Origin of the sequence: Ancylomarina euxina (assembly GCF_003863355.1) — a bacterium.
Lineage (GTDB): Bacteria > Bacteroidota > Bacteroidia > Bacteroidales > Marinifilaceae > Ancylomarina > Ancylomarina euxinus.
Window position 1 is genome coordinate 144,339 of the sequence record NZ_QQWG01000009.1, and the last position, 22,605, is coordinate 166,943.

Consider the following 22,605-nt stretch of genomic DNA (forward strand, 5'->3'; position numbering starts at 1 on the left):
CCATATTAGAATAATATTTCACTCTTATATTTCTTCCCTTTACCGATTATTTGCATTGGAATTTTCCATAGTAAAACAATTCGTTGAATTCGATATTTTCTGGAGACATCTTCCTATTATCGATCTTATTCCTAATGTACTTGTACATCTAGGTATTGGAATTAGATTAACGATCATAGCAGTTCTCAGTTTCCGTAAATCCATTCTTTAAATGATGTAAGTTCAAGCTTTAAGTTAGATCAAAAACAAAGGCTGTTGGATCACTCCAACAGCCTTCATTATAAATTCAAATTGGGATTACTCCACAATATTCATTTCGTCAAGTAAATACCCTGCACCTGCAAATTTATCAACGATAAATAACACGTAACGAATATCCAATGATACGTTTCTACAGATTGTAGCATCATACATTAAATCAGACATCACACCTTCCCATGCACGATCAAAGTTCAATCCGATTAACTCACCATTTGCATTCAATACTGGAGAACCAGAGTTACCACCTGTAGTATGATTCGTTGCTGCAAAACAAACATTCATTTGTCCATTTTGTCCATAACGACCATAATCTTTAGTCGCATACAAATCTCTTAACTTTTGAGGCACATCGTAATCGAAGATGTTTGGATTATCCTTCTCAATAATACCTTCAAGAGTTGTATAGTGATCGTAATTTACTGCATTGCGAGCCTTGTAACCTGCAACTTTACCAAAGTGAACTCGGAAAGTTGAGTTAGCATCAGCGTAGAAAACCTTATCCGACTCCATAGCCATTAAACCAGCCAAATAAGTACGTTGCAATTTATTCACCTTATTCGATAACTCAGAATACTTAGGACTAATTATAAGCTTATATAGATCATCAATACTCATTGCTAAAACATAAGCAGGATCTTTTGCAATTTTCTTCGCATTCGATGGCTTGTAATTAGCCAATAGATTCTCAAGTTGGTCTTGATTTGCCAATACTGACTTAGCCATTGCTTTTTTCGCGTAAGCTTTAAAGTCGCCTTTATATTTTTTAGCGATTACCTTCAACTCTTCTGGTAAAAATTTAGCTTCAACATTATCATGATACATGCCCATCATTGCTTCCAATAACTTCTGATCGGTTGACTGATTGTAGTTCTTATAAAAAGCAGCAGCTTTCTTTTGCAAGCCTTTTACCTCTTTTGCAATTGCTTCAGTTTCTTTCTTATCCAAAGAAACAAGCTTTTTGAAGTCACCTGCAAATTTCACAACTTCTGATCCTGAGAAGCCAGCTTCAAGAGCATAATCACGAGCCAAGCTATATGGTGTCATTTCTTCGTAGATACCTTTCATCTCAGCAAGAATTCCAGCATATTTAGCTTTCAACTGAGCATCTGAATTAGCCCAGGCTTCAAATCTCGCTTCAAGTTCCTTTTTCTTAGCGATAGCACTCAAACGGTTCAAACCTGTGATTTCTCCTTGCCATCTTTTCCACGAGTTAGCAACACCTGCATATTTCGCAGAGTACTGGATTCTCACCATTGGTGAAGCATCCATATCAGCACGCATTAAGTCAAGCTTCTTCGTTCTCAACTTAATTTTATGAGGGTTATCGACCTGAGTCATCAATTCCAGAGCATAAGATGTCAAATACTCAGTTGTTGTTCCAGGGTAACCAAATACCATTGTGAAATCACCTTCATCCACACCTTTCAAAGAAATTTTGAAAGAAGTTTTAGGCTTCATAGGCACATTTTCTTTCGAGAAAGAAGCTGGCTTATTATCCTTATTGGCATAAATTCTGAACATCGAGAAGTCACCAGTATGACGAGGCCACATCCAGTTGTCAGTATCACCACCAAATTTTCCAATAGCTGATGGAGGTGCACCTACTAGACGAACATCCTTGAATATCTCGTAAACCGAAAGGAAGAATTGGTTCCCTGCAAAATAAGCTTTTACATTAGCACGGTACTCTGAATCTTTCTCGGTATCCACTTCAATTTGCTTGATATTTTTTTTGATTATTTTAGTGCGTTCTTCCTCATTCGTGTCATCATTCACACCGTTTAGAACTTCAGCCGTTACATCAGCCATACGAACTAGAAAAGAAGCAGTAATACCTTCATTTACCAACTCTTCGCCTTTGTTCATTGCCCAAAACCCATCTTTCAGATAGTCGTTCTCTAATGTTGAGTGAGCCTGAATAGCACCATATCCACAGTGATGATTGGTTACAATAAGACCTTGATCTGAAATCAATTCTCCAGTACAGAAATGACTAAATGGTCTACCTTCACGTCCAAGTCCTATTACAGCATCTTTCAAGCAAGCCTGATTAACGTCATAAATATCCTCAGCAGTCAACTTAAATCCAGCCTTCTGCATATCTTCAATATTGTACTTTTTCAGAAGCATAGGAATCCACATTCCCTCATCTGCTTTTACCTGATTACCAACTAATAATAGTACGGCCGTCAGGAATAGTGTCATTTTTTTTAACATGGTTTGTTGTGAGTTTGTTTGTAATTATTAATTATCAGTTATGAATGATGAATTAACTTCGCCATCTAACCTTTAATTCCTTTATTATTCTTTGTTGTTAATATGATACTTCGAATAATTTTCAATAATTCGGTTGCATCTGATTCTAAAGAATTAAATTCCTCTCTTGTGATATAATCTGTCTCTTTAAGTAACTCTAACCAATACAAAGTTTCATCAGCTTCTTTTTGAGATATAGCAAGTTTATGAATGAAATCGGCTTTGCTTTCTGCATTTTGACTTTCTCGTACATTAGCACCAATCGAAGTCCCAGAACACAAAAGCTGTTTACTTAATATGTACTCTTTCTTTTCACTTTTAAGATACTTATAAAGCATTACGACCCTTACTGCAAACCTAAACGACTTTTCTTTGATTACCTTTCCATTCATAATTTATAACTCCTAATTCCTAATTAAAATCAATCGTAATTATTAATTTCTTATTAAAAACAGTCATAATTCATAACTCCTAATTCATAATTAGAAAGTACTTAGTTCTTGATATAAGCGCTGAATAGGCAAACCTACTACGTTAAAATAAGAACCTTCAATTCCATCTATCCCTACAAAGCCAATCCATTCCTGAATACCGTATGCCCCAGCTTTATCGAATGGTTTATAATTATCGATGTAATAATCAATTTCATCAAGGCTTAGTTCCTTAAAATGAACATGCGTTGTGGTTGAAAAACTCGCTTCTTTATGTTTCGATTTCAAGCAAACACCAGAAATCACCTGATGTGATCGGCCGGATAAAGTCTTTAGCATCTCTACTGCATCAGCTCTGTCTTTAGGCTTTCCCAAAACCATATCGTCAACACATACAATGGTATCAGCCGTAATGACCAATTCCTTTTCATTCAAATCAAGCACAAAAGCTTCAGCTTTTAACTTAGCCAAATAAACAGGAATCTCTTCCCCTTTTAAATGATCGGGATAAACTTCCTCAACATCTTTAGTTTGAATTTTAAAATCGAGGCCCAATTCTTTCAACATCTGGTGACGTCGAGGCGACTGAGAAGCCAATATGATATGATAGTTTTTTAAATTATTCAGCATGTTTTTTTTAATGATGAATTATAAATGATAAATTAGATTCCTTTTCTAATCCTTATTCTTCTTACTTGTAATAATTATACTACGAACTAATTTTAAAATCTCATTAGCATCTTTATGCATTGATAAAAATGCCTCTTCATCAAGATAACTTGTAGCTTCAAGCAATTCAAGCCAATAAAGTGTTTCATCTGTTTCCTTCTGTGCTATTCCAAGTTTGTGAATAAAGTCGGCTTTACTCTCTGCATTTTGACTTTCTCTAACATTAGCTCCTATAGATGTTCCGGATCTTAATATTTGTTTGCTAAGTACATACTCCCGTTTCTCATCGCATAGATATTTGTACAAATGAACTATACGTATAGCGAATTGAAACGACTTTGTCTTAATCGTATTTTCATTCATCACTTATAAATTATAATTCATAATTTTCCCAAGATATGATTGACTACAAAAGCATATGAAATACCTGCTAGTATAGCCATTCGTAATAAAAACACCCCGAATTTCAAGCTTTCATCCTTTTTCAGTTTAATAACTAAATAGGCCAGCAAAAGCAGTGGGGCGATAATTAACAGACAAAAATACCAGGGGGTAATCTTGTCCATTGGTGCATTTAGAAATTGGTACCAAACACCAAAAACTGACACACTTAAAAACAAAATCAAACCGACAATAACTGTTTTAGTCCATTTAAAACCAATGATAGAAGGTAAACTTTTTCGTCCTATTTCCTTATCACCTTTTACTGAAACTAAATCTCGAATAAACTGATGAATCAGCACTGCAAAAAAGGAGAAAAATGAAAAAGCGCCTACCCAATATAAGAGGTAATCGAAGTTTGTTTTTGAAGCTACCAGAACTTCAGCATAAGTTTTGTTTAAAGGTGGAATCTCGAAGATAACCACCAAAAATGGAATAGCTGCACATATAAAAGCTAAGACTAAATTCCCAAGTATAAAATGGTTCTTATATGAAGTTGAGTAAAACCACAACAAGCCGCCTGCCATAAAAAAGATCAAGACAAATTGCCAATGCCCTACTTTGTATGACACATAGCCACCCAATACAAGACCAATAAAACTAAAAACCTGATGCAACATAAGTGAAATACGACGACTAATTCGTCTTCCTACTATCACCTCACGCTTGTTTAAACGATCGGCTTTGCAATCGAAATAATCGTTAATAATATAACCCCCAGCTGCTATAAAAAGCGTTGCTATCACCAAAATTGAAAAATCAATATCGCTCAGTTGCAGGTGAATTCTATTAATCGCCAAAATAGGCTGAATAATAAAATATCGCATCACATATTGTGTTAGAGCAATAATAATCAGATTGGGTAAGCGAATCAATTTTAAAAAGCTGAGCATTACAAATAAGGTTAAAGTGAAAAGGTTAAAGTAAAGAAGTGGTTTTATTCGTCAACAAAAAACTGATAACCGAGAACCTTAAATACTTTGAATCTTAGTATCAGTTGCATACCAATTGCCATGAGCACGAAGCACCTGCTCCATTACATCGCGAACACATGCACAACCACCATTCATATCTGAAATATAAGATGAAATTTCTTTGATCTGAGTCACTGCATTCTTTGGACAGGTTGGCACACCTACTCGCATCATCACCTCGTAATCAGGCAAATCATCACCCATATACATGATATTATCTTCCTCAATATTGTGCTTTGATAGAAAATCTTCGAAATCGGCAATTTTATCTTTCGATGACATATAGATATCCTGAACACCTAAACCACGGTAACGTTTCTCAACGGCATCTGATGTTCCTCCAGTAATAATCGCAACAGGATAACCTTTTTTCACAGCATACTGAATAGCATAGCCATCCTTTGTATTCGCTGTTCTCAACAATTCCCCATCAGAATCGATGGTAATACACTCAGTAGACAATACCCCGTCCACATCGAAAACGAAAGCCTTAACTTTCATTAAATCTTCTTTAAAAAAGGCCATATATATTTAATATTGAGATATTAGATTTGAGACTTGATATCAGTTTTACACATTAAATCAATTCCCAATCATTCATTAACTTTTTATTTTTTTTTAGAATGCAAGTGATAAATACTTTCACTGACAAATCTATACAATTTTTGAAAATCAGGATGCATATTAAGGCTTTCCTCGTGTGTTTTTATAACATCTTCGTCAAACCGAACAGCTGGTCCAGTTTGGGCAGCTTGGGCTGGCATTTCCTGAACCTTTTCAGCCGTCTCTAAAATCAGTGGCTTTAATAGATCAAAATCCATCCCCTCTTCCTGAAGCAATTCCTGGCCAATATGATACATATGATTGGTGAAGTTACAAGTAAACACTGCTGCCAAATGCAGTTGCTTACGCTGATTGGATGATAGTAATTGAACTGAGTTCGAAATTTTATTCCCCATAAGCAACAGTTCTGATTCCAGATCAATACTTATAGCCTCAATACATAGAGGTATCTTTGAAAAATCAACCTCACGAGCTTTTGAGAAAGTTTGCAAAGGATAAAACACCCCATAACAAGAGGAATAGCCTTCGAATACAGACATCGGCAAACTGCCAGCCGTATGTACAAGTCGTTTATTTTTCAGTTTCAAAGCCTCTAATGCAGAAGGTAAAGCCTTATCACTTAAAGCGAAAACATACAAATCGGCATCACGCCTCACCTCAGCATAATCAGAACAAGAATCCGCATCAACCTGCTTAGCCAAAATATCAGCAGAAAGCCGTGTTCTACTATAAATCTGAAGAATATTATAGCTCGCTTGTTTTAAAGCCAAAGCCAAATGTGTTGCCAGATTTCCGGCACCAATAAATACAATATTTTTAATCATTTACGATATTTTATCATTTAGATTAACCTTGTAAAAGTAAATCTTCAGGCGAAGCTGCAATATTTTTCAAAGGTACTTTTCCCTTATCTATCATCGAAAACAAATGCTTGCAAGCTCCCTTTAAATCGTCGTACATATCCTCAGCGACCAAAACCAAACGATCGTCATGCCACTGCAAATGTTGCAACTCATCCGTTTGTTTATCGCGCGAAAGCAAATGAAGCGACTTGCTTGGTACGAAAGAATGGGTCAGTTGATTTCTTAATCTATCGTACAACCAATGGTCGTTATTAACAACACGATATTTATTACCCATCAATATATTTAATGCTTTTGAGAACCGTTTGGACGATTGAGCTTTTGCCTTCATTGGCTTATTGTCGAGAAAGCAACCTAGGGCTTCAATCGCTTGCCCCATCAAGATAAACGAAAAGAAATAAAAGCCTTCTTTCTGTAATCGACCAATCTCATCGATAAAGATTCGCGATATAAATTCCTTTTCCTGTTCTGCCTTTATTTTTTCCATCTCACAAATTTATAGCATTTGACTGATAATATCGATTATATATAGCAAAAACGTGTTCCGTTAGCCATGGGAGGTGTTCCGTTCGGAAATTGAGTCCTTCCGTTCGTGATGGGAGGTGCTCCGTTCGCCTAGGGAACCTCTCAGTTCGGAGATTTAGTCCTTCAGTTCGTATAGGGAGGTGTTCAGTTCGGGGTAGATACCCTTCAGTTTGCAAACTGAACAGGTAAAATGGCGAACGGAAGCATTCAAATATAGATCTATAAATAGGATGAGTCGTACGGAGCAAGTAATACTTAAATATTCGTACATTTGCCCAACAAAATTAATAGAGCAAGTTCGCACATTCCATCACAAAGCATATGAAACGAGCCCTGCTTAAACCTTTTCTCTCACAGGAAATGTCCAAGGGCGACTTCCATATGGCAAAAATATAAATTCATAAACATATGAAAGGTAAACTATATTTAATACCAACCACTCTTGGCGATTCGCGCCTTGATGCTGTTATTCCAAAAGATATTCAAGAATTAATTCCAACAATCAAACACTTTATTGTTGAAAATATCAGAACGGCTCGTCGTTACCTGAAACAAGTTGATCGCAGCATCAATATCGAAGAACTGAGTTTTTATGAGCTAAACAAACACAGTTCGCCTGATGCTATTTCAGATTATTTAAAGGCCATAAAAGATCACGATATGGGCATTATATCAGAGGCTGGTTGCCCTGGAGTTGCCGACCCTGGGGCCGATGTGGTAAAATTAGCTCACGATAAAAACATCCGAATTATCCCTTTAGTTGGACCTTCGTCTATTTTGCTTTCGCTGATGGCTTCGGGTTTCAACGGACAAAGTTTTGCTTTTAATGGCTACATACCCATTAAGGATGGCGAGCGAGTAAAAAGAATCAAACAAATGGAGAATCGCTCTGTTGGCGAAAACCAAACTCAGATTTTCATCGAGGCGCCTTACCGGAACATGAAACTACTGGAAGATTTAGCCAAAGAATGTAGTGCGGGGACTAAAATATGTGTGGCGGTGGATATCACTTTGGAAACGGAATTTATCAAAACCCTTCCTGCAAAACAGTGGAAAAATCAAATGCCAGAATTACACAAACGACCTACCATCTTCCTTTTGCATAAGGATAAGTAAAGCTATTTAAAAACGAATTTACAGAAAGCTGTCAAGACAATTGGCAGCTTTTTTTGTTTCTCAAATTAGAATAGTATGTAAACAACTACTATATTTACTAATCAATAAAAATTCGTTTATGAAAAATCAAATAAAAGCTAAAGGCTTACATTTCTTATTTTTCCTTTTTATTTATATGTGTTTGTATTTTCCTTTACTCTATTTTATAGATTCAATTAATAGAGCTTATATTACAGGAATTACAGCCTTTCTAACAGTCATGATTTCACCTCGCTTAAAAGTTATAAAAGCACAATCAAGAGATAAAATACAAATTACATGGATTTTTCAAAAAAAAGCACAAATATTTTAAATACAATTATTTATGACAATTAAGATAGGTCACTATATTATTTCAAAAAAGGCTATTCTGCACATCATACTGGGATGCTTTGGAACGGGAATAATAATCGGTGCTAATATAGCTGCTAATGTATTATCTGCGCCAATTGTATTCTTATTTATCATTCCTATTTGGTTGCCACTAATTAAAGGAATAAGGGACGGAATTTCAAAAGAAAATCAGGCCTAATTAAATACAAGATGAGCCCACTCCTATTACAAGAGTGGGCTTGTTGTTTATATCAATTCAGTGCTTACATACTCTTATAAAAGGCAGGTAATTCTTTCTTAAACTTTTCAATAGCTTTTGGCAAGCTTTCGTAAGTACGACCACCTGCTGCGTTAATATGACCTCCACCGTTAAAGAAGTCACGAGCCATTTGGTTAATTGGAATATCACCTTTCGATCGGAAAGAGATCTTTACCGAATCGTCCTTTTCCATAAAAATGACAGAAATATTGATTCCTTTTATTGATAAAGGGTAATTGACAAATCCTTCGGTATCGCCATCCTGATATTCAAAGGCCTCCAAGGTTTCTTTAGTCAAGTGAATAATAGCGGCCTCATACTCAGGCACAAGTTCCATTCCCTCATTCAAGCAATAGCCCAAAAGTTTCATGCGATTAGCCGAAAAATTATCGTAAATCTTGCCATGAACCTTGGCCTTATCAATTCCCTTATCCATCAAATCACCTACAATTTGATAGATACGCTTATTCGAGGAATTGTAGCTTAATCCTCCCGTATCGGTAATGATTCCTGTGTAAAGACATTCAGCAATTCCCTGGTCTATTTGATTATTCCCATCCAGAGCGTCAATAAATTCATAAATCATTTCGCAGGTCGAACACATTGCCGTATCCGAAAGAGTGATATCTGCAATATCCTCAGGCATTGGGTGATGATCGATCATGATTTTAGTAGCTGTATGCTTCTCTAATAGCTTTCCTACATCACCAGAACGCTTAAACGAATTGTGATCGAGAATAAAAATCAAATCAGACTCCTCGATATAAGTTATACAAGCTTCTTCTGCTTTTTCGAAAACATCCAGCTCCTCTTCGCCATGCAGCCAAGTCAAAAACTCAGGATAGGCATTGGGACAAATCGCCTTCACTTGCTTGCCCAGCTTTTTCAAATAACGCATTAATGCTAATGACGACCCTATTGCATCACCATCTGGCCCCGCGTGAGGAACGATTACAATTTGTGTTGCTTTTTGGATGTATTCTTTGGCTGATAAGCTCAATTCTAAGTTTATTCTGTTTTGCATGATCCTATTTTTTCTCTCTTTTGATTCAAGTTTGCTAAATTACTCATTATTTTAAAAGAATCTGGAATAAATTTCACTTGAGTGAAGTAGACATAAGACAAGTCGTAAATGCCTTGAAATTTGGCAATTCATCAGCTTGTTTTGAATGATACAACAATCAATCAAAGCATCTAATGCAGTACTCTGCCAGACCATTAGAAGATCAGTCTCATTTTTCTTGCATTTTTATTTAGATTGATTAAATTTGTTTCACTAACCAAAATAGAAGAATTATGAGAAGTGATAGAACTTTTACAATGATAAAACCAGATGCTGTAGCCAATGGATATATTGGTGATATTTTAGCCGCAATTACCAAGGGTGGCTTTAGAATCGCAGCTATGAAATATACTCATATCAGCAAGAAACAAGCTGAAGTATTTTACGAAGTTCACAAGGACAGACCATTTTATGGAGAGCTGACTGAATTCATGAGTTCAGGACCAATTGTAGCTGCTATTCTCGAAAAAGAAAATGCAGTGGCTGATTTTAGAAAATTAATTGGTGCAACCAATCCTGCTGAGGCTGAAGAAGGAACTATTCGTAAGCAGTTTGCTGAGTCGATGTCAAAAAATGCCGTTCACGGTTCTGATAGCGACGAGAATGCTTGTATCGAAGGTGCATTCCACTTTTCAGGTTGCGAGATTTATTAAGCATTCATCAGAAAAAGAAATTGAAAGGTTCAAAAAGGACCACAACTTTTTGAACCTTTTATCTTATCACAATATCATCAATAATTTTATCCTTGACTTCTTTATTTAAAGCCTGAATTAAACCTGCTTTAATCAGCATCAACTCACTGCGAACAATAGATGAACGTACATGCACAAACAGCTTTCGATTCTTGATATAGAGATCTGTAGTCGCATTTGCCACATTCTTCCCAATCACATTCTCCCAAGCCTTAATCAACTCCAATTCTTTTAATTTCACATCCAAGCCCTGTTCTTTTAAAACAAGCTTAACAAGTTCTTCTATTTTCTGTGTTTTCGATCGGCGCATATAAAGCTTAAAAGTAATGAAGTTAAAGGGAAAAAGGATAAGGTTGATAAGTAGTTGAACTTACAAGTTGGTTATAGAGCCTCCATCCAAGCCAAAGAGCTTATAGGTTAAGTTCGACGAAGATAAAATTTGATCCAAATGATCGCGATTGGTATCTGAAATAAAGATCTGTCCAAATCGGTCCTCAGAAACTAAATGAACAATTTGCTCGACACGCTCGGCATCTAATTTATCGAAGATGTCATCCAACAGCAGGATCGGATTGTAATCCGATAATTTCTTGATGAATTCAAATTGTGCCAACTTAAGGGCAATCAAGTAAGTTTTTTGCTGGCCTTGAGAGCCCATCTTTTTTATGGGATAGTCACCCAATGAAAGGGTTAAGTCATCCTTATGAATACCAACAGTTGTGTATTGCATCACCTGATCTTTTAAACGGGCATGGCGCAACAAATCTCTCATTTCGTGATCGTTCAATTGAGATTTATACTCCAGATTCACAAGTTCATTCCCTTGAGAAATGACATTATAATACTCTTGAAAAACTGGCATGAGCTTATTCAAAAAATCTTTACGTTTTTCGTGTATCGACGCCGAAAGAATAATCATCTGCTCATCCCAAATACTCAAACTATCCTCTTCGAACTTACCTCGGCGAGCAAAATCCTTTAGCAACTTGTTACGTTGTAAAATCACACGATTGTATCGTATCAAATCATCCAAATACTTCCTATCGTATTGCGATATCACACTGTCCATATACTTACGTCGCTCCTCACTCCCATCCGTAATCAATCGCACATCAGCTGGCGAAACCATCACAATGGGTAAAAGTCCTATATGCTCCGAAAGCTTTTTGTATTCTTTCTTATTTCGCTTGAAATTTTTTTTCTGTCCACGTTTCACACCGCAATAAATCAGCTCGTCCATACCTTGACGCTTGTAGTTGCCTTCGAGAACCATAAACAATTCTTCGTGTTTAATGTTTAACTGATCGGTAGAGTGAAAGTAGCTTTTGCAAAAACTCAAATAATAAACCGCATCAAGTAAATTGGTTTTCCCCATTCCATTATTACCAATAAAACAATTGATCTTAGGCGAAAGTTCTATTTCCAACTCTTTTATGTTCTTGTAATTTATAAGGGACAAACGCTCTAAATGCATATATTTTATTTTTGCTTTAAGGACTAAACAATCTAAATTTATGTTCAGATTTTTAATTCCGCATCAAAAATACGAATAAATTCAGATACAGACTTAAATTCACACATTAATCAAAGGTGAAGTGCATTCACTTTTTAATCAAAAGTTGTCGTAATATTCACAAAAAAAATTACATTTGCGTTAGCAAAAAATAAAACATTAAATATTTCTAATATGTCTACAAACAAAAACGATCAGGCTCACGAAGATAATTTTGAAAATTTAGAAGAAGCTTTAGGTAGAACCGAACAATATATCGAGAAAAACCAAAAGAAATTAACTTTTATCGCTTTAGCTATTATCATAGTAGCAGTTGGTATCTTCGCATACCAGAAATACTATAAAGCTCCTCGTGAGTTGAACGCTCAAGCTGAAATGTTTCAGGCACAACGTTACTTCGAAGTAGACTCATTTAACCTTGCTATCAACGGCGACGGTAACTATGATGGTTTTCTTGATATCATTGATAACTTTGGATCAACCGAAGCTGGTAATTTAGCATCTTACTATACAGGTATTTCATACCTTCACTTAGGTGAGTATCAAAATGCAATCAACTATTTAGAAGATTTTTCTTCTTCAGATTTCATTCTTTCTACTTTAGCAAAAGCTGCTATTGGTGATGCTTATATGGAGCTTGGTAATAACGAGAAAGCTGCTTCAAACTATATGTCTGCAAGCACTTTTAACACAAATGACTTTACAACTCCTATCTATCTTCAAAAAGCAGGTATTGCTTATGAGTTGACAGGTAACTACAAAGATGCATTAGCTGCTTACGAAACAATTGAGAAAGATTTTAAAAAGTCTTCAGAAGCTCGTGACATTGAAAAATACATTACTCGTGCAAAATTGAACTTGAAGTAATCAAGTCATTCAGATATAAAAAAAGCGAAGATCAATGATCTTCGCTTTTTTTTATGCTATTTTTTTATTGGGTAATTCCCTCTAAAAATTCTTCAACATCACCAGGCGTACTCATAATTTTCATGAATGTTCCCATGGTCAACTCTGGCCAATATAATGCAAAGCGATACTTACCATGTAGCATAGTCGCCTCATTCCCCTGAAGAATAATCTCATAAGGCATAGCTGCAATATGATCTTGGCCAATTATAGGAAGAAAATGCCCTTCTCCATCTTCAGTATCCATTAGTCCAACTCCAAAAACAGCGACTTTTTCATCAGTAAAAACTTGCTCATAAACCAAAGTGGTATTGCCTTTTCCACTGTTTAAATTCTTACGAATTTTCGCCAAACCATCCTCAAATGAAGTAAACGTATTCAACTCAACAGGATCGCTGAAATAAGGCATCATCATTTTATAATGGTATTTCTTTAAGCTCTTTTCAGTTAAAACACCACCGAAATCCTCAAGATTACCACCTAAGCTAGTAAGGGCTTCTTTAGCCTCATTAGCAATTGCCATCAAGCCTGATTTATCACTCTCGTAATTCGACAAATATGCACAAAACACATATTGTGGATTCAGGAGGCTTAAATTAACAGCGTCTTTTTTTTTAGAGATTCCAACACGAATAACCGATGCCAAAGCACCACGATCTTTCGATTTTAAACACAATTCTGAAAGATCTTTGCGAGTAAAACAAAGCACACTGAAGCCTTCGTTATTCTCAGGGTGATAGTCACCAATTAAATCAAAGGATTTTCCAACAAAAGCATTTTCAACATCGGTTTTGGCTTGTTCCAAATCAAAACTTTGCGTGGTATTTAATTTGTAAAAGGGAGATAGTTTTCCATCTTGAGCAAAAGCCATACTGGCAATAAGGCAAAAGATGTAAACAAGACTAATTTTCTTCATTTTGGGTCGATTTAAATAAATAGTAAATATTTGGACGTCTCAATATATAAATATATTTAGATATAAATACTGATATATAACTCATGACGAGGTAGAGCATAATAAATTGTTGAAAAACACAGCTCTTATGCCCTATCATCACTGAAAACTACAATTATTTAAATTCGCTGTAAATTAAGAAAACGGACTATTTAAGCACAAAAAAGCCCCTAAAAAGGGGCTCAATAAAAATATGATAATTCAGACCTTACTCCACTTTTTCAAGTTGAACAGTAAAGTGACGCATAATTGGAGCTTCATCCACAATACTAAGACCGTGTTTGATATCCATACGTCTGTCCCAAACATTTTTAAGTGCTACAGCAACAACATCCATATGGTTATTAGTATAAGTACGACGAGGAATTGCTAAACGCAACAGCTCTAATTTAGGGTAACGATTCTCACGAGTTTCAGGATCCCTATCAGCTAAGATTGCGCCAATCTCAACACCACGAATACCTGCTTCAAGATACAATTCGCAACCTAAAGTCTGAGCTTGAAATTCCTCTTTTGGAATATGGCTTAAGAATTTTTTAGCGTCTACAAAAATAGCGTGTCCACCAATTGGCATTTGAATAGGAATACCAAAACTCAATAGCTTTTCTCCTAAGTATTCAACTTGCTTGATTCTGGTTTCCAAAGTATCAAACTCAGTTCCTTCATCAAGACCTTGAGCCAAAGCATTCATATCACGACCTGACATTCCACCATAAGTAACATACCCTTCGAACATGATATTATAGGTAGAAGCTGCTTTCCAAAGCTTTTCGTCTCTCATCGCAATGAAACCACCCATATTAACAATAGCGTCCTTCTTAGAACTCATTGTAGCCATATCAGCATATGAGTACATTTCTGCAACAATCTCTTTGATTGTTTTATCCTGATATCCTTCTTCACGAATCTTAATGAAATAAGCATTTTCAGCAAAACGAGCCGAATCGTAACATACAGGTATATCATACTTATTGGCTAACTCCTTAACCGCTTTCATATTCGCCATAGAAACAGGCTGTCCACCTGATGTGTTACAAGTTACAGTAACAATAATCATCGGGATTTGCTCCTTTGGATAAGTTGAAAGAACCGCCTCTAGTTTTACAAGATCTAGGTTTCCCTTAAATGGATGATCGATTAATGTATCAAAAGCTTCATCAATTGTACAATCAACTGCTTTAGCTTTTCTAAATTCGATATGCCCTTTGGTTGTATCGAAATGTGAGTTTCCAGGAACGATATCACCCTCTTTTACAAGAACAGAAAACAAGACATTCTCAGCCGCACGTCCTTGGTGAGTTGGTAAGAAATGATCGAAACCTAAGATGTTTTGGATAGCCTCTTTCATCTTATAATACGATCTTGCTCCTGCATATGATTCGTCACCCAACATCAATTCTGACCACTGTTTATCACTCATCGCACCTGTTCCTGAATCAGTCAACAAGTCAATAAATACGTAATCACTTTTAAGGTTGAATAGGTTATAGTTTGCTTTTTTAAGCCACTCTTCTCTTTCTTCTCTAGTACTTTTTCTGATGGTTTCAACCATCTTAATTTTAAATGATTCTGAAAAAGGTAATTCCATGATTATATGCTTTTTATATTTTTAAAATAAGTATCACATTTATCCTCTTACAAATAAGTAAGTGACTTGTGATTAAAGAATTAAACTACAGATATTGAAATAAACCCCTCGCAAATAGCAGGTACCCAAAACAAATATCTACAGCTTGTTCTGTAAAAAAATAATGTAATTAAAATTAATTTTGGGAAAGCTTAACTAAGCCTGGTATTTGGACAATAATTGTCCTAACGACTAATAGTGGTATCCGTCGCGGTTCTTAATATTAAGAAAGATGTTCTGTGTAGGTGTCGATGGTTGATTATGCATTTTCATAGTCTCAATTTTTACCATTGCTCCAAAAATAAGTTTTTTTAAATTCTAAAAAAAGAACTGACACAATTTTTCGCAAACGATTGAAGTTATTTATACGGGCTTTTTGCTTTTTTTAATGAAATTTATTCTCATTTTTGTTCTATAGGTAATTAAAATTTAGATCAAAAACGTTCAGATCTAATTAGCCAATTATCACTTACAACTTATACGAAACCAAAAGACAAAACTACAAGGATGAACCGCAACCTTTTCCTCTTATTCTTATTACTACAATCAACATTCATATTTACATCGGAAAGTAAGGCCGAACCTATCTTTCATCAAGTCAACGACTCACTGTACATAGATCATCAAGATTTGGGTGCATTCAACAGTACGCCAGCAACATCGTCCAAAACAATTGAACGGGATTCTATCCAAATTAAAGCGAAGACTTTTCCAAAATATTATTATAGTATTGCCCACAATCAATCTGATCTGAATCGCTATTTTAATTTTTCAATAAAAACTACAAAATTTAATGATCCTTTAGGACATATTGATAATATTAGCTTCAAATATTTGCTTGGGGAGCTCGAAATTGAAGCAAAAAGCAAAGAGGATAAAAATGTAGATAAAGCCGTAAACACACTGCTCGACTATGTTAAGAATGACAGCATTAGGAATATGGTAAATTACTTAAAATCCTATATCGAACATCGTCAAACTGAAGATGCATTAAGAGAACTAACTAAGAAAATAGAGCTGGAAAACCTGAGGACTGCACAAATTGATAGCCTTTCGAAAGATGAGAAATTCGAATTGGAAGATGATGCAAGAAAATATACTGACCTATTTAATTATATAGAGAAAGATTCGGTACATCAATGGATCAGAGAAATTAGTCGCGATTCAGTTTCGTTTGCTGTTAAAAATGCCATGAATGATTCTTTGGCCTTTTGGATTAATAATGGCAAATCAGATTTTAAACGTTTTTGGTTAAAAAAGAACAAGCGAGATTCCATAGGTATCTGGCTTCAAAATACACCAAGTAAGGGTATCCGGATTTTATATGATGATGATATCTATCAAGAGTCTGTTAAAAACACCAAACGAAAAGGAGCAAAAGTTCGCCTAGAAGAAAGATTATCCCCCGATGGATTCAAGCTTGCAAAGTTGAAAAAATATAGACGTTATGTGGATATATGGAAGTTTGGAACCATCATTAAATTAGATTTCAACCAAGGTCATGTGAGTAAAGGTTGGGCTGAAGGAGGAGAAAGTTCTATATCTGCCTTAGCTGGTGTTAAATCTTTTGCCAAATATCAAAAAAACAAAACCACTTGGGAAAGTACCATTGATATGCAATATGGCCTTTTAAAATCGGGTGACAATGAGTTTAGAAAAAATCAGGATAAGTTAGAGCTCAATACCAAGTTTGGACATTTGGCTTTCGGGAAATGGTATTACACCTCCATGTTTAACCTGAGAACTCAATTTGTTAGAGGTTACAATTATCCTGCTAATGAAGATCGCAAACTGATTTCAACCTTTTTTGCTCCAGCCTATATCCTAGGTTCTATGGGTTTGGACTATAAGCCTAAAAAAGATTTTTCTATTCTGCTTTCGCCATTTACAGCTAAATATACCATCGTAAGCGATACGGCGAATATTGATCAAACCGCCTTTGGTATTGATGCTGATAAGAAAGTTAAAAAAGAGGTCGGAGCCTATATGAAGCTTTTACATAAATGGAAAATTACAAAAGATATAAGCATGGAAAACAAGTTAGAATTCTATTCCAGTTATACCAACACACCCAAAAATGTTGATATTGACTGGCAATTTATTCTTAACCTTCCCATCAACCAATACCTCACAACTACCATATCGACCTATCTCATTTCTGATGATGATACTGGATCGAAGATTCAGTTTAAGGAGAACCTGGCAGTAGGAGTTAGATATCAATTTTAAAAAAATGAGTTCTATACACGGAACTCGACCCATAATTATAAGATATTGAATTAAAAACTAATAAATTCAGATTATGAGTATGATTTACGATGTTTCAGGAGTAGGAGTAATTGAGATTGACACCTTAATTGTCGACTCAAATGGAACTATCTCAATTAAAGGAGAAATTGTTCCTGGCGTTATCGAGAAAATTCATCAGTTGCAATCACATGGTGTTAATGTAGTAATGGTATCAGCTGATCAACGTGGTACTGCTAACCATCTAGCACGTGTTAGTGGCATGACCTACTACGAAGCAAGCAATGCACGCGAAAAAGAAGATATCCTTCTTTCACTGGGAAGTAAAAATATAGCTTCCATTGGTAATGCTAGAACAGATATTGGCCTTTTTGTTCAATCAAAAGTTTCGATTGCTACGCTTCAGGCAGAAGGCATTCACAAAGATATTATCGATCATGTCGATGTAATTATGCCATCGATTATCGATGCATTAGATTTCTTTTTAGATTCCGACACCTTTATCGCCACTATGAAACGATAAGATTTTAAAGACATCCCAAAGGGGTGTCTTTTTTTGTGTCTGAGGTTCCGTAATAAATTCTGAATCTTAAAAGAGATTCGTAAAATTACCTTTATGCCCATTCACTTAATATTGTATCTTTGCAAAACTAAATAATCATTTTACAACTTAATTTTTATAGAATGCACAGTTTAACAGCTATTTCGCCTATCGATGGACGTTACCGTGATAAGGTTGACGTATTGGGAGAGTATTTTTCGGAGTATGCGCTTATTCGTTACCGAGTATTGGTAGAGGTAGAATATTTTATTTCGCTTTGCGAGCACCCACTTCCTCAGCTGGCCGATTTCGATACCAACAATTTTGATGAACTACGCAGTTTATACCTTGACTTTACTGTTGAAGATGCACAGAAAGTTAAAGACATTGAGGCTGTAACCAATCACGATGTCAAAGCAGTTGAATACTTCATCAAAGAGAAATTCGACGCTCTAAACCTACAACAATATAAAGAATTCATCCACTTCGGATTGACTTCTCAGGATATTAACAACACAGCAACTCCATATTCTCTAAGAGATGCAGTACACGATGTGTATTACCCTGTTTTGGAAGAATTGATCGCTAAGCTTGAGAGTTTAGCTAAGGACTGGGATGGCATTGCTCTTCTTGCTCGTACTCACGGACAGCCTGCTTCTCCAACTCGTTTGGGTAAAGAAGTGATGGTTTACGTTTACCGTCTTAAGAAGCAATTAGACCTATTGAAATCAGTTCCTTGTTCAGCTAAGTTTGGTGGAGCTACAGGTAATTTCAATGCGCATCATGTGGCTTACCCACAAATCGATTGGAAAGAATTTGGTAACAAATTCGTAAACGAGTCGTTAAAACTTGAGCGTGAAGAATACACCACTCAAATTTCGAACTACGATAATATGGGTGCGATCTTCGATAATTTCAAGCGAATCAACACCATTTTAATTGATATGAACCGTGATTTCTGGACTTATATTTCCATGAATTACTTCAAGCAAAGAATTAAAGAAGGTGAAGTTGGTTCTTCAGCTATGCCTCATAAGGTGAACCCTATCGATTTCGAAAATTCGGAAGGTAATCTGGGATTAGCGAATGCAACCTACGAGCATTTATCAGCCAAATTGCCTATCTCTCGTTTACAGCGCGACCTTACAGATTCAACTGTATTAAGAAATATTGGAGTTCCTTTTGCTCACTCGATCATTGCCTTTAAATCGGTATTAAAAGGCTTAGACAAATTGATTCTTTCTCCTGATGCTTTCGAAGCAGATTTAGAAGCAAACTGGGCTGTTGTAGCTGAAGCAATCCAGACTATTTTACGTAGAGAAGCTTATCCAAACCCATACGAGGCATTGAAAGCTTTAACCCGCACAAACACAACAGTTACTCAAAGCAGTATTTCTGATTTTATCGATACACTTGAAATTTCAGACAGCCTAAAAGCTGAATTGAAGACTATTACTCCATCTAACTATACAGGAGTTTAATATCAAAATACATTTAATTGAAAGGCTGCAGGAGTATAACTTCTGTGGCCTTTCATTTTGAATATCGCTCCCATAACAACTGCCACTAAATATTGTTAAATCTTTGTAAATAGCTGTAAGAATCGTATTTTTACCAGCTATTTTGTTTTACTTCAGTTCTGAAAAACAAAATAAAATCAATTCAAACTAGAAACTATTTAAAAGCATAAATGAAAGATTTCATTCAGATATTAAGACGATTCCTCCCTCCATACAAGAGTGATTTAATCATGAGTTTTGTGTACAATTTACTTGCAGCTGTCTTTGGAGTATTCTCCTTTGTCATGATGCAACCGGTACTCGAAATTCTTTTCGAAATGGCAAAACCTATAAAAGAGCTTGTACCATGGGAAGCTAGTATAGATGCAGTAAAACACAATTTTTATTACTACACAACTCAAATGAAAGCAGAATATGGAGCTGATTCTGCTCTCCTATTTGTAGGTGTTGTATTAGTAATAACTGCATTATTTAAGGTGACTTTTACATATTTGGGTTCATATCATACTGTCGGAATTAGAAATTCTGTAGTTCGAGATATGAGAAAGCAGATCTACGATAAGATTGTAAGCTTGCCAATTCCTTTCTTCACAGAAGAAAAGAAAGGTGATATTATTGCACGATCAACAGGTGATGTACAAGAAGTTGAGAATTCCGTAATGAATTCGATGGACATGTTCATCAAGAACCCTATTCTTATTATTGTTTATCTGACGACTATGATTATCATGAGTCCTCAGTTGACACTCTTTTCTTTTATTCTTCTACCTATCGCTGGTTTTATTATTGGTAGAATTGGTCGTAGTTTGAAAAAGACATCACGATTGGGACAAAATAAAATGGGCGATCTTTTATCAACCATTGAAGAAACCCTTTCTGGTCTTCGCATTATTAAAGCCTTTACTGCTGAAGAAAAAGTGAAAGAGCATTTTGCAGCAGAAAATAATGATTACCGTCGTATCATGAATAGCCTGATGCGTAGACGAATATTAGCACATCCTGTAAGTGAATTCCTGGGAACCATTGTTATCGTGATTGTTCTTTGGTATGGAGGTCGTTTAATACTTAATGGTGAAAGTGGCTTAAATGGAGCTGGTTTCATTGCTTACTTGGTTGTTTTTTACTCCATCATCAATCCAGCTAAAGCATTCTCAAAAGCCCTATACAGTATTCAAAAAGGTTTAGCTGCTATGGAACGTATTGATCAGATTTTAGGCGCTGAGTCAACAATCGTTGATAAGGCTAATGCGAAGTCGGTTGATAAATTTGAAAAAGCAATTGAATACCGTAATGTAGGGTTCTCTTATAATGGGGAGAAGCAAGTCCTTAAGAATATTAACCTCGAAATTCCAAAGGGAAAAACCATCGCTTTAGTTGGTCAATCAGGTTCTGGTAAAACAACTTTTGTTGATCTATTGCCTCGCTTTTACGATGTGAAGGAAGGAGGGATTTTTGTTGATGGCGAGGATATTCGCGATCTCAAAATTGCGGACATGCGTAACCTAATGGGTAATGTGAATCAGGAATCTATCCTATTTAATGATACGATTTTCAACAATATTGCTTTTGGTGTGGAAAATGCCACATTAGAAGAAGTTGAAGCAGCTGCAAAAATTGCCAATGCCCACGACTTTATTACAGCTACTGAAGAGGGGTATTATACCAACATTGGTGACCGTGGTGGTAAACTTTCTGGTGGTCAGCGTCAGCGATTGAGTATTGCCCGTGCTGTCCTTAAGAATCCTCCAATTATGATTTTGGATGAAGCGACTTCTGCTTTGGATACAGAATCGGAACGTTTGGTACAGGATGCTTTAGATAAGTTAATGCAAAACAGAACTTCTGTTGTGATTGCTCACCGTTTATCTACCGTTAAGAATGCAGATCTCATCTGTGTTTTCCACGAAGGTGAGATTGTTGAACGTGGTAAACACGATGAGCTGATTAAGCTTGATGGAACATACAAGAAGCTTAATGATATGCAAATGCTTTAAATTAGAGCTGAAATAAGAGATCTAAGAAATTAGATTTCAACATATAAAAAGATGGTTCTGAATTGAATCATCTTTTTTCGTTTATGGCAATATTGACAGCTTAAAATTCATTCTCAATTACTCTACCCTTGTTATAGATATATTCCGTCTTGAAGAAAACAAGTTCTTTGATCAACGACTAGATGTACGACGGATTGAAATGATGCTAATAACCCGAGGTTGCAGTCACTAGGTGACTTTACCCCGGGCTATTAAAATTAAAGCCCCTTGGGCTTAATTCTCTCTAAAAGAAAAGACGATAAGCTTAGAATTCCTTCTTCAGTTGCTCCACCCAAGCCTTAATGCGCTCATCAGTTAAAGCAGCCTGATTTTCAATATCCAAGGCCAAACCTAAGAATTTACCATCGCGCAAAGCAACAGAACGCTCAAATGTATAACCTTCAGGACTAGTTAAACCAATCAACTTAGCTCCTCTATCTTCCAATGCTATTGCCAATAAACCAATCGCATCAACAAAATTTTCAGGATAACCTACCTGATCGCCTAATCCGAAAAAAGCGATTTTTTTTCCCTTAAGCTTCATATCATCGATAGCTGGCATAAACTCATCCCAATAGTTTGGTAATTCGCCATCGAACCAAGTTGGGACACCTAATACCATATTTTCATAAGACAAGAAAGAGTCCTCATCAATCTCCTCAGCATTTACCATTTCAATATCGAAATCCTTACCGAAAGCTTTCTTCACCTTCTCAGCATTCTTCGAAGTCTTAATGGTATTGAAGCTATATATTAATCCAATTTTAGTCATCATCT

Annotated in this window: 23 protein-coding genes; 9 read left to right on the forward strand and 14 right to left on the reverse strand. The window is 35.8% G+C overall.

Features of this window, described 5'->3' with window-relative positions; translation table 11 throughout:
- Positions 1-297: 297 nt before the first annotated feature.
- The 8 genes from DWB61_RS10640 to DWB61_RS10675 form a co-directional block, all read right to left on the reverse strand.
- Positions 298-2,466 (reverse strand): S46 family peptidase, encoded by a 2,169-nt coding sequence (locus DWB61_RS10640; protein ID WP_225423381.1) that lies wholly within the window; start codon positions 2,464-2,466, stop codon positions 298-300.
- A 77-nt stretch (positions 2,467-2,543) separates the two neighbouring features.
- Positions 2,544-2,909, reverse strand: coding sequence for a four helix bundle protein (locus DWB61_RS10645; protein WP_125030893.1), 366 nt, complete (start codon positions 2,907-2,909; stop codon positions 2,544-2,546).
- Positions 2,910-2,999: 90 nt separating this feature from the next.
- A complete protein-coding gene (locus DWB61_RS10650; RefSeq protein ID WP_125030894.1) occupies positions 3,000-3,578 on the reverse strand; it encodes a Maf-like protein in 579 nt (192 codons plus the stop codon).
- 45 nt (positions 3,579-3,623) lie between these two features.
- Entirely contained in the window at positions 3,624-3,980 is a 357-nt protein-coding gene (locus DWB61_RS10655; RefSeq protein ID WP_125030895.1) for a four helix bundle protein, read from the reverse strand.
- Positions 3,981-3,997: 17 nt separating this feature from the next.
- Positions 3,998-4,951: a UbiA family prenyltransferase gene (locus DWB61_RS10660; protein WP_125030896.1), complete on the reverse strand. Its 954-nt coding sequence runs from the start codon at positions 4,949-4,951 to the stop codon at positions 3,998-4,000.
- Between the two features lie 78 nt (positions 4,952-5,029).
- Positions 5,030-5,557, reverse strand: coding sequence for a KdsC family phosphatase (locus DWB61_RS10665; RefSeq protein WP_125030897.1), 528 nt, complete (start codon positions 5,555-5,557; stop codon positions 5,030-5,032).
- 83 nt (positions 5,558-5,640) lie between these two features.
- Complete coding sequence (locus DWB61_RS10670; RefSeq protein WP_125030898.1) at positions 5,641-6,420, reverse strand: Rossmann-like and DUF2520 domain-containing protein; 780 nt, start codon at positions 6,418-6,420, stop codon at positions 5,641-5,643.
- A 22-nt stretch (positions 6,421-6,442) separates the two neighbouring features.
- Positions 6,443-6,946 carry a hypothetical protein gene (locus tag DWB61_RS10675; RefSeq protein ID WP_125030899.1) on the reverse strand — a complete coding sequence of 168 codons (504 nt, stop codon included), beginning with the start codon at positions 6,944-6,946 and terminating at the stop codon, positions 6,443-6,445.
- 446 nt (positions 6,947-7,392) lie between these two features.
- Here DWB61_RS10675 and DWB61_RS10680 point away from each other — a divergent pair, with 446 nt between their 5' ends.
- The 3 genes from DWB61_RS10680 to DWB61_RS10690 all read left to right on the forward strand — a co-directional run bounded on the left by DWB61_RS10680 (position 7,393) and on the right by DWB61_RS10690 (position 8,671).
- Positions 7,393-8,100 (forward strand): SAM-dependent methyltransferase, encoded by a 708-nt coding sequence (locus DWB61_RS10680; protein ID WP_125030900.1) that lies wholly within the window; start codon positions 7,393-7,395, stop codon positions 8,098-8,100.
- A 118-nt stretch (positions 8,101-8,218) separates the two neighbouring features.
- Positions 8,219-8,452, forward strand: coding sequence for a hypothetical protein (locus DWB61_RS10685; RefSeq protein ID WP_125030901.1), 234 nt, complete (start codon positions 8,219-8,221; stop codon positions 8,450-8,452).
- A 12-nt stretch (positions 8,453-8,464) separates the two neighbouring features.
- Entirely contained in the window at positions 8,465-8,671 is a 207-nt protein-coding gene (locus tag DWB61_RS10690) for a hypothetical protein (protein WP_125030902.1), read from the forward strand.
- 64 nt (positions 8,672-8,735) lie between these two features.
- On the opposite strand, the gene DWB61_RS10695 is transcribed toward DWB61_RS10690, so the two are convergent.
- Positions 8,736-9,755, reverse strand: a complete 1,020-nt coding sequence (locus tag DWB61_RS10695) for a DHH family phosphoesterase (RefSeq protein WP_125030903.1) — start codon at positions 9,753-9,755, stop codon at positions 8,736-8,738.
- A 272-nt stretch (positions 9,756-10,027) separates the two neighbouring features.
- Between DWB61_RS10695 and DWB61_RS10700 the strand changes: the two genes are divergently transcribed.
- Positions 10,028-10,447, forward strand: a complete 420-nt coding sequence (locus DWB61_RS10700) for a nucleoside-diphosphate kinase (protein ID WP_125030904.1) — start codon at positions 10,028-10,030, stop codon at positions 10,445-10,447.
- 58 nt (positions 10,448-10,505) lie between these two features.
- On the opposite strand, the gene DWB61_RS10705 is transcribed toward DWB61_RS10700, so the two are convergent.
- Together DWB61_RS10705 and recF are read right to left on the reverse strand one after the other, a co-directional pair.
- Positions 10,506-10,796 carry a DciA family protein gene (locus DWB61_RS10705; protein ID WP_125030905.1) on the reverse strand — a complete coding sequence of 97 codons (291 nt, stop codon included), beginning with the start codon at positions 10,794-10,796 and terminating at the stop codon, positions 10,506-10,508.
- Between the two features lie 60 nt (positions 10,797-10,856).
- Entirely contained in the window at positions 10,857-11,960 is a 1,104-nt protein-coding gene (gene recF / locus DWB61_RS10710; RefSeq protein WP_125030906.1) for a DNA replication/repair protein RecF, read from the reverse strand.
- 213 nt (positions 11,961-12,173) lie between these two features.
- Between recF and DWB61_RS10715 the strand changes: the two genes are divergently transcribed.
- Positions 12,174-12,866: a tetratricopeptide repeat protein gene (locus DWB61_RS10715; protein ID WP_125030907.1), complete on the forward strand. Its 693-nt coding sequence runs from the start codon at positions 12,174-12,176 to the stop codon at positions 12,864-12,866.
- A gap of 64 nt (positions 12,867-12,930) precedes the next feature.
- On the opposite strand, the gene DWB61_RS10720 is transcribed toward DWB61_RS10715, so the two are convergent.
- Both DWB61_RS10720 and DWB61_RS10725 read right to left on the reverse strand, forming a co-directional pair.
- Positions 12,931-13,821, reverse strand: coding sequence for a hypothetical protein (locus tag DWB61_RS10720; protein ID WP_125030908.1), 891 nt, complete (start codon positions 13,819-13,821; stop codon positions 12,931-12,933).
- Positions 13,822-14,068: 247 nt separating this feature from the next.
- Positions 14,069-15,448, reverse strand: coding sequence for a tryptophanase (locus tag DWB61_RS10725; RefSeq protein WP_125030909.1), 1,380 nt, complete (start codon positions 15,446-15,448; stop codon positions 14,069-14,071).
- A 546-nt stretch (positions 15,449-15,994) separates the two neighbouring features.
- Here DWB61_RS10725 and DWB61_RS10730 point away from each other — a divergent pair.
- The 4 genes from DWB61_RS10730 to DWB61_RS10745 all read left to right on the forward strand — a co-directional run bounded on the left by DWB61_RS10730 (position 15,995) and on the right by DWB61_RS10745 (position 21,789).
- Positions 15,995-17,716, forward strand: coding sequence for a DUF3078 domain-containing protein (locus DWB61_RS10730; RefSeq protein ID WP_125030910.1), 1,722 nt, complete (start codon positions 15,995-15,997; stop codon positions 17,714-17,716).
- Positions 17,717-17,789: 73 nt separating this feature from the next.
- Positions 17,790-18,257 (forward strand): HAD family hydrolase, encoded by a 468-nt coding sequence (locus DWB61_RS10735; protein ID WP_125030911.1) that lies wholly within the window; start codon positions 17,790-17,792, stop codon positions 18,255-18,257.
- A gap of 161 nt (positions 18,258-18,418) precedes the next feature.
- Complete coding sequence (gene purB, locus DWB61_RS10740; protein ID WP_125030912.1) at positions 18,419-19,756, forward strand: adenylosuccinate lyase; 1,338 nt, start codon at positions 18,419-18,421, stop codon at positions 19,754-19,756.
- Between the two features lie 209 nt (positions 19,757-19,965).
- Positions 19,966-21,789 carry an ABC transporter ATP-binding protein gene (locus DWB61_RS10745; protein ID WP_125030913.1) on the forward strand — a complete coding sequence of 608 codons (1,824 nt, stop codon included), beginning with the start codon at positions 19,966-19,968 and terminating at the stop codon, positions 21,787-21,789.
- A gap of 304 nt (positions 21,790-22,093) precedes the next feature.
- Here DWB61_RS10745 and DWB61_RS10750 read toward each other — a convergent pair whose 3' ends face one another.
- The gene (locus DWB61_RS10750; protein WP_125030914.1) at positions 22,094-22,600 is read right to left on the reverse strand and encodes a flavodoxin; all 507 of its coding nucleotides are present in this window, start codon (positions 22,598-22,600) and stop codon (positions 22,094-22,096) included.
- Positions 22,601-22,605 lie beyond the last annotated feature (5 nt).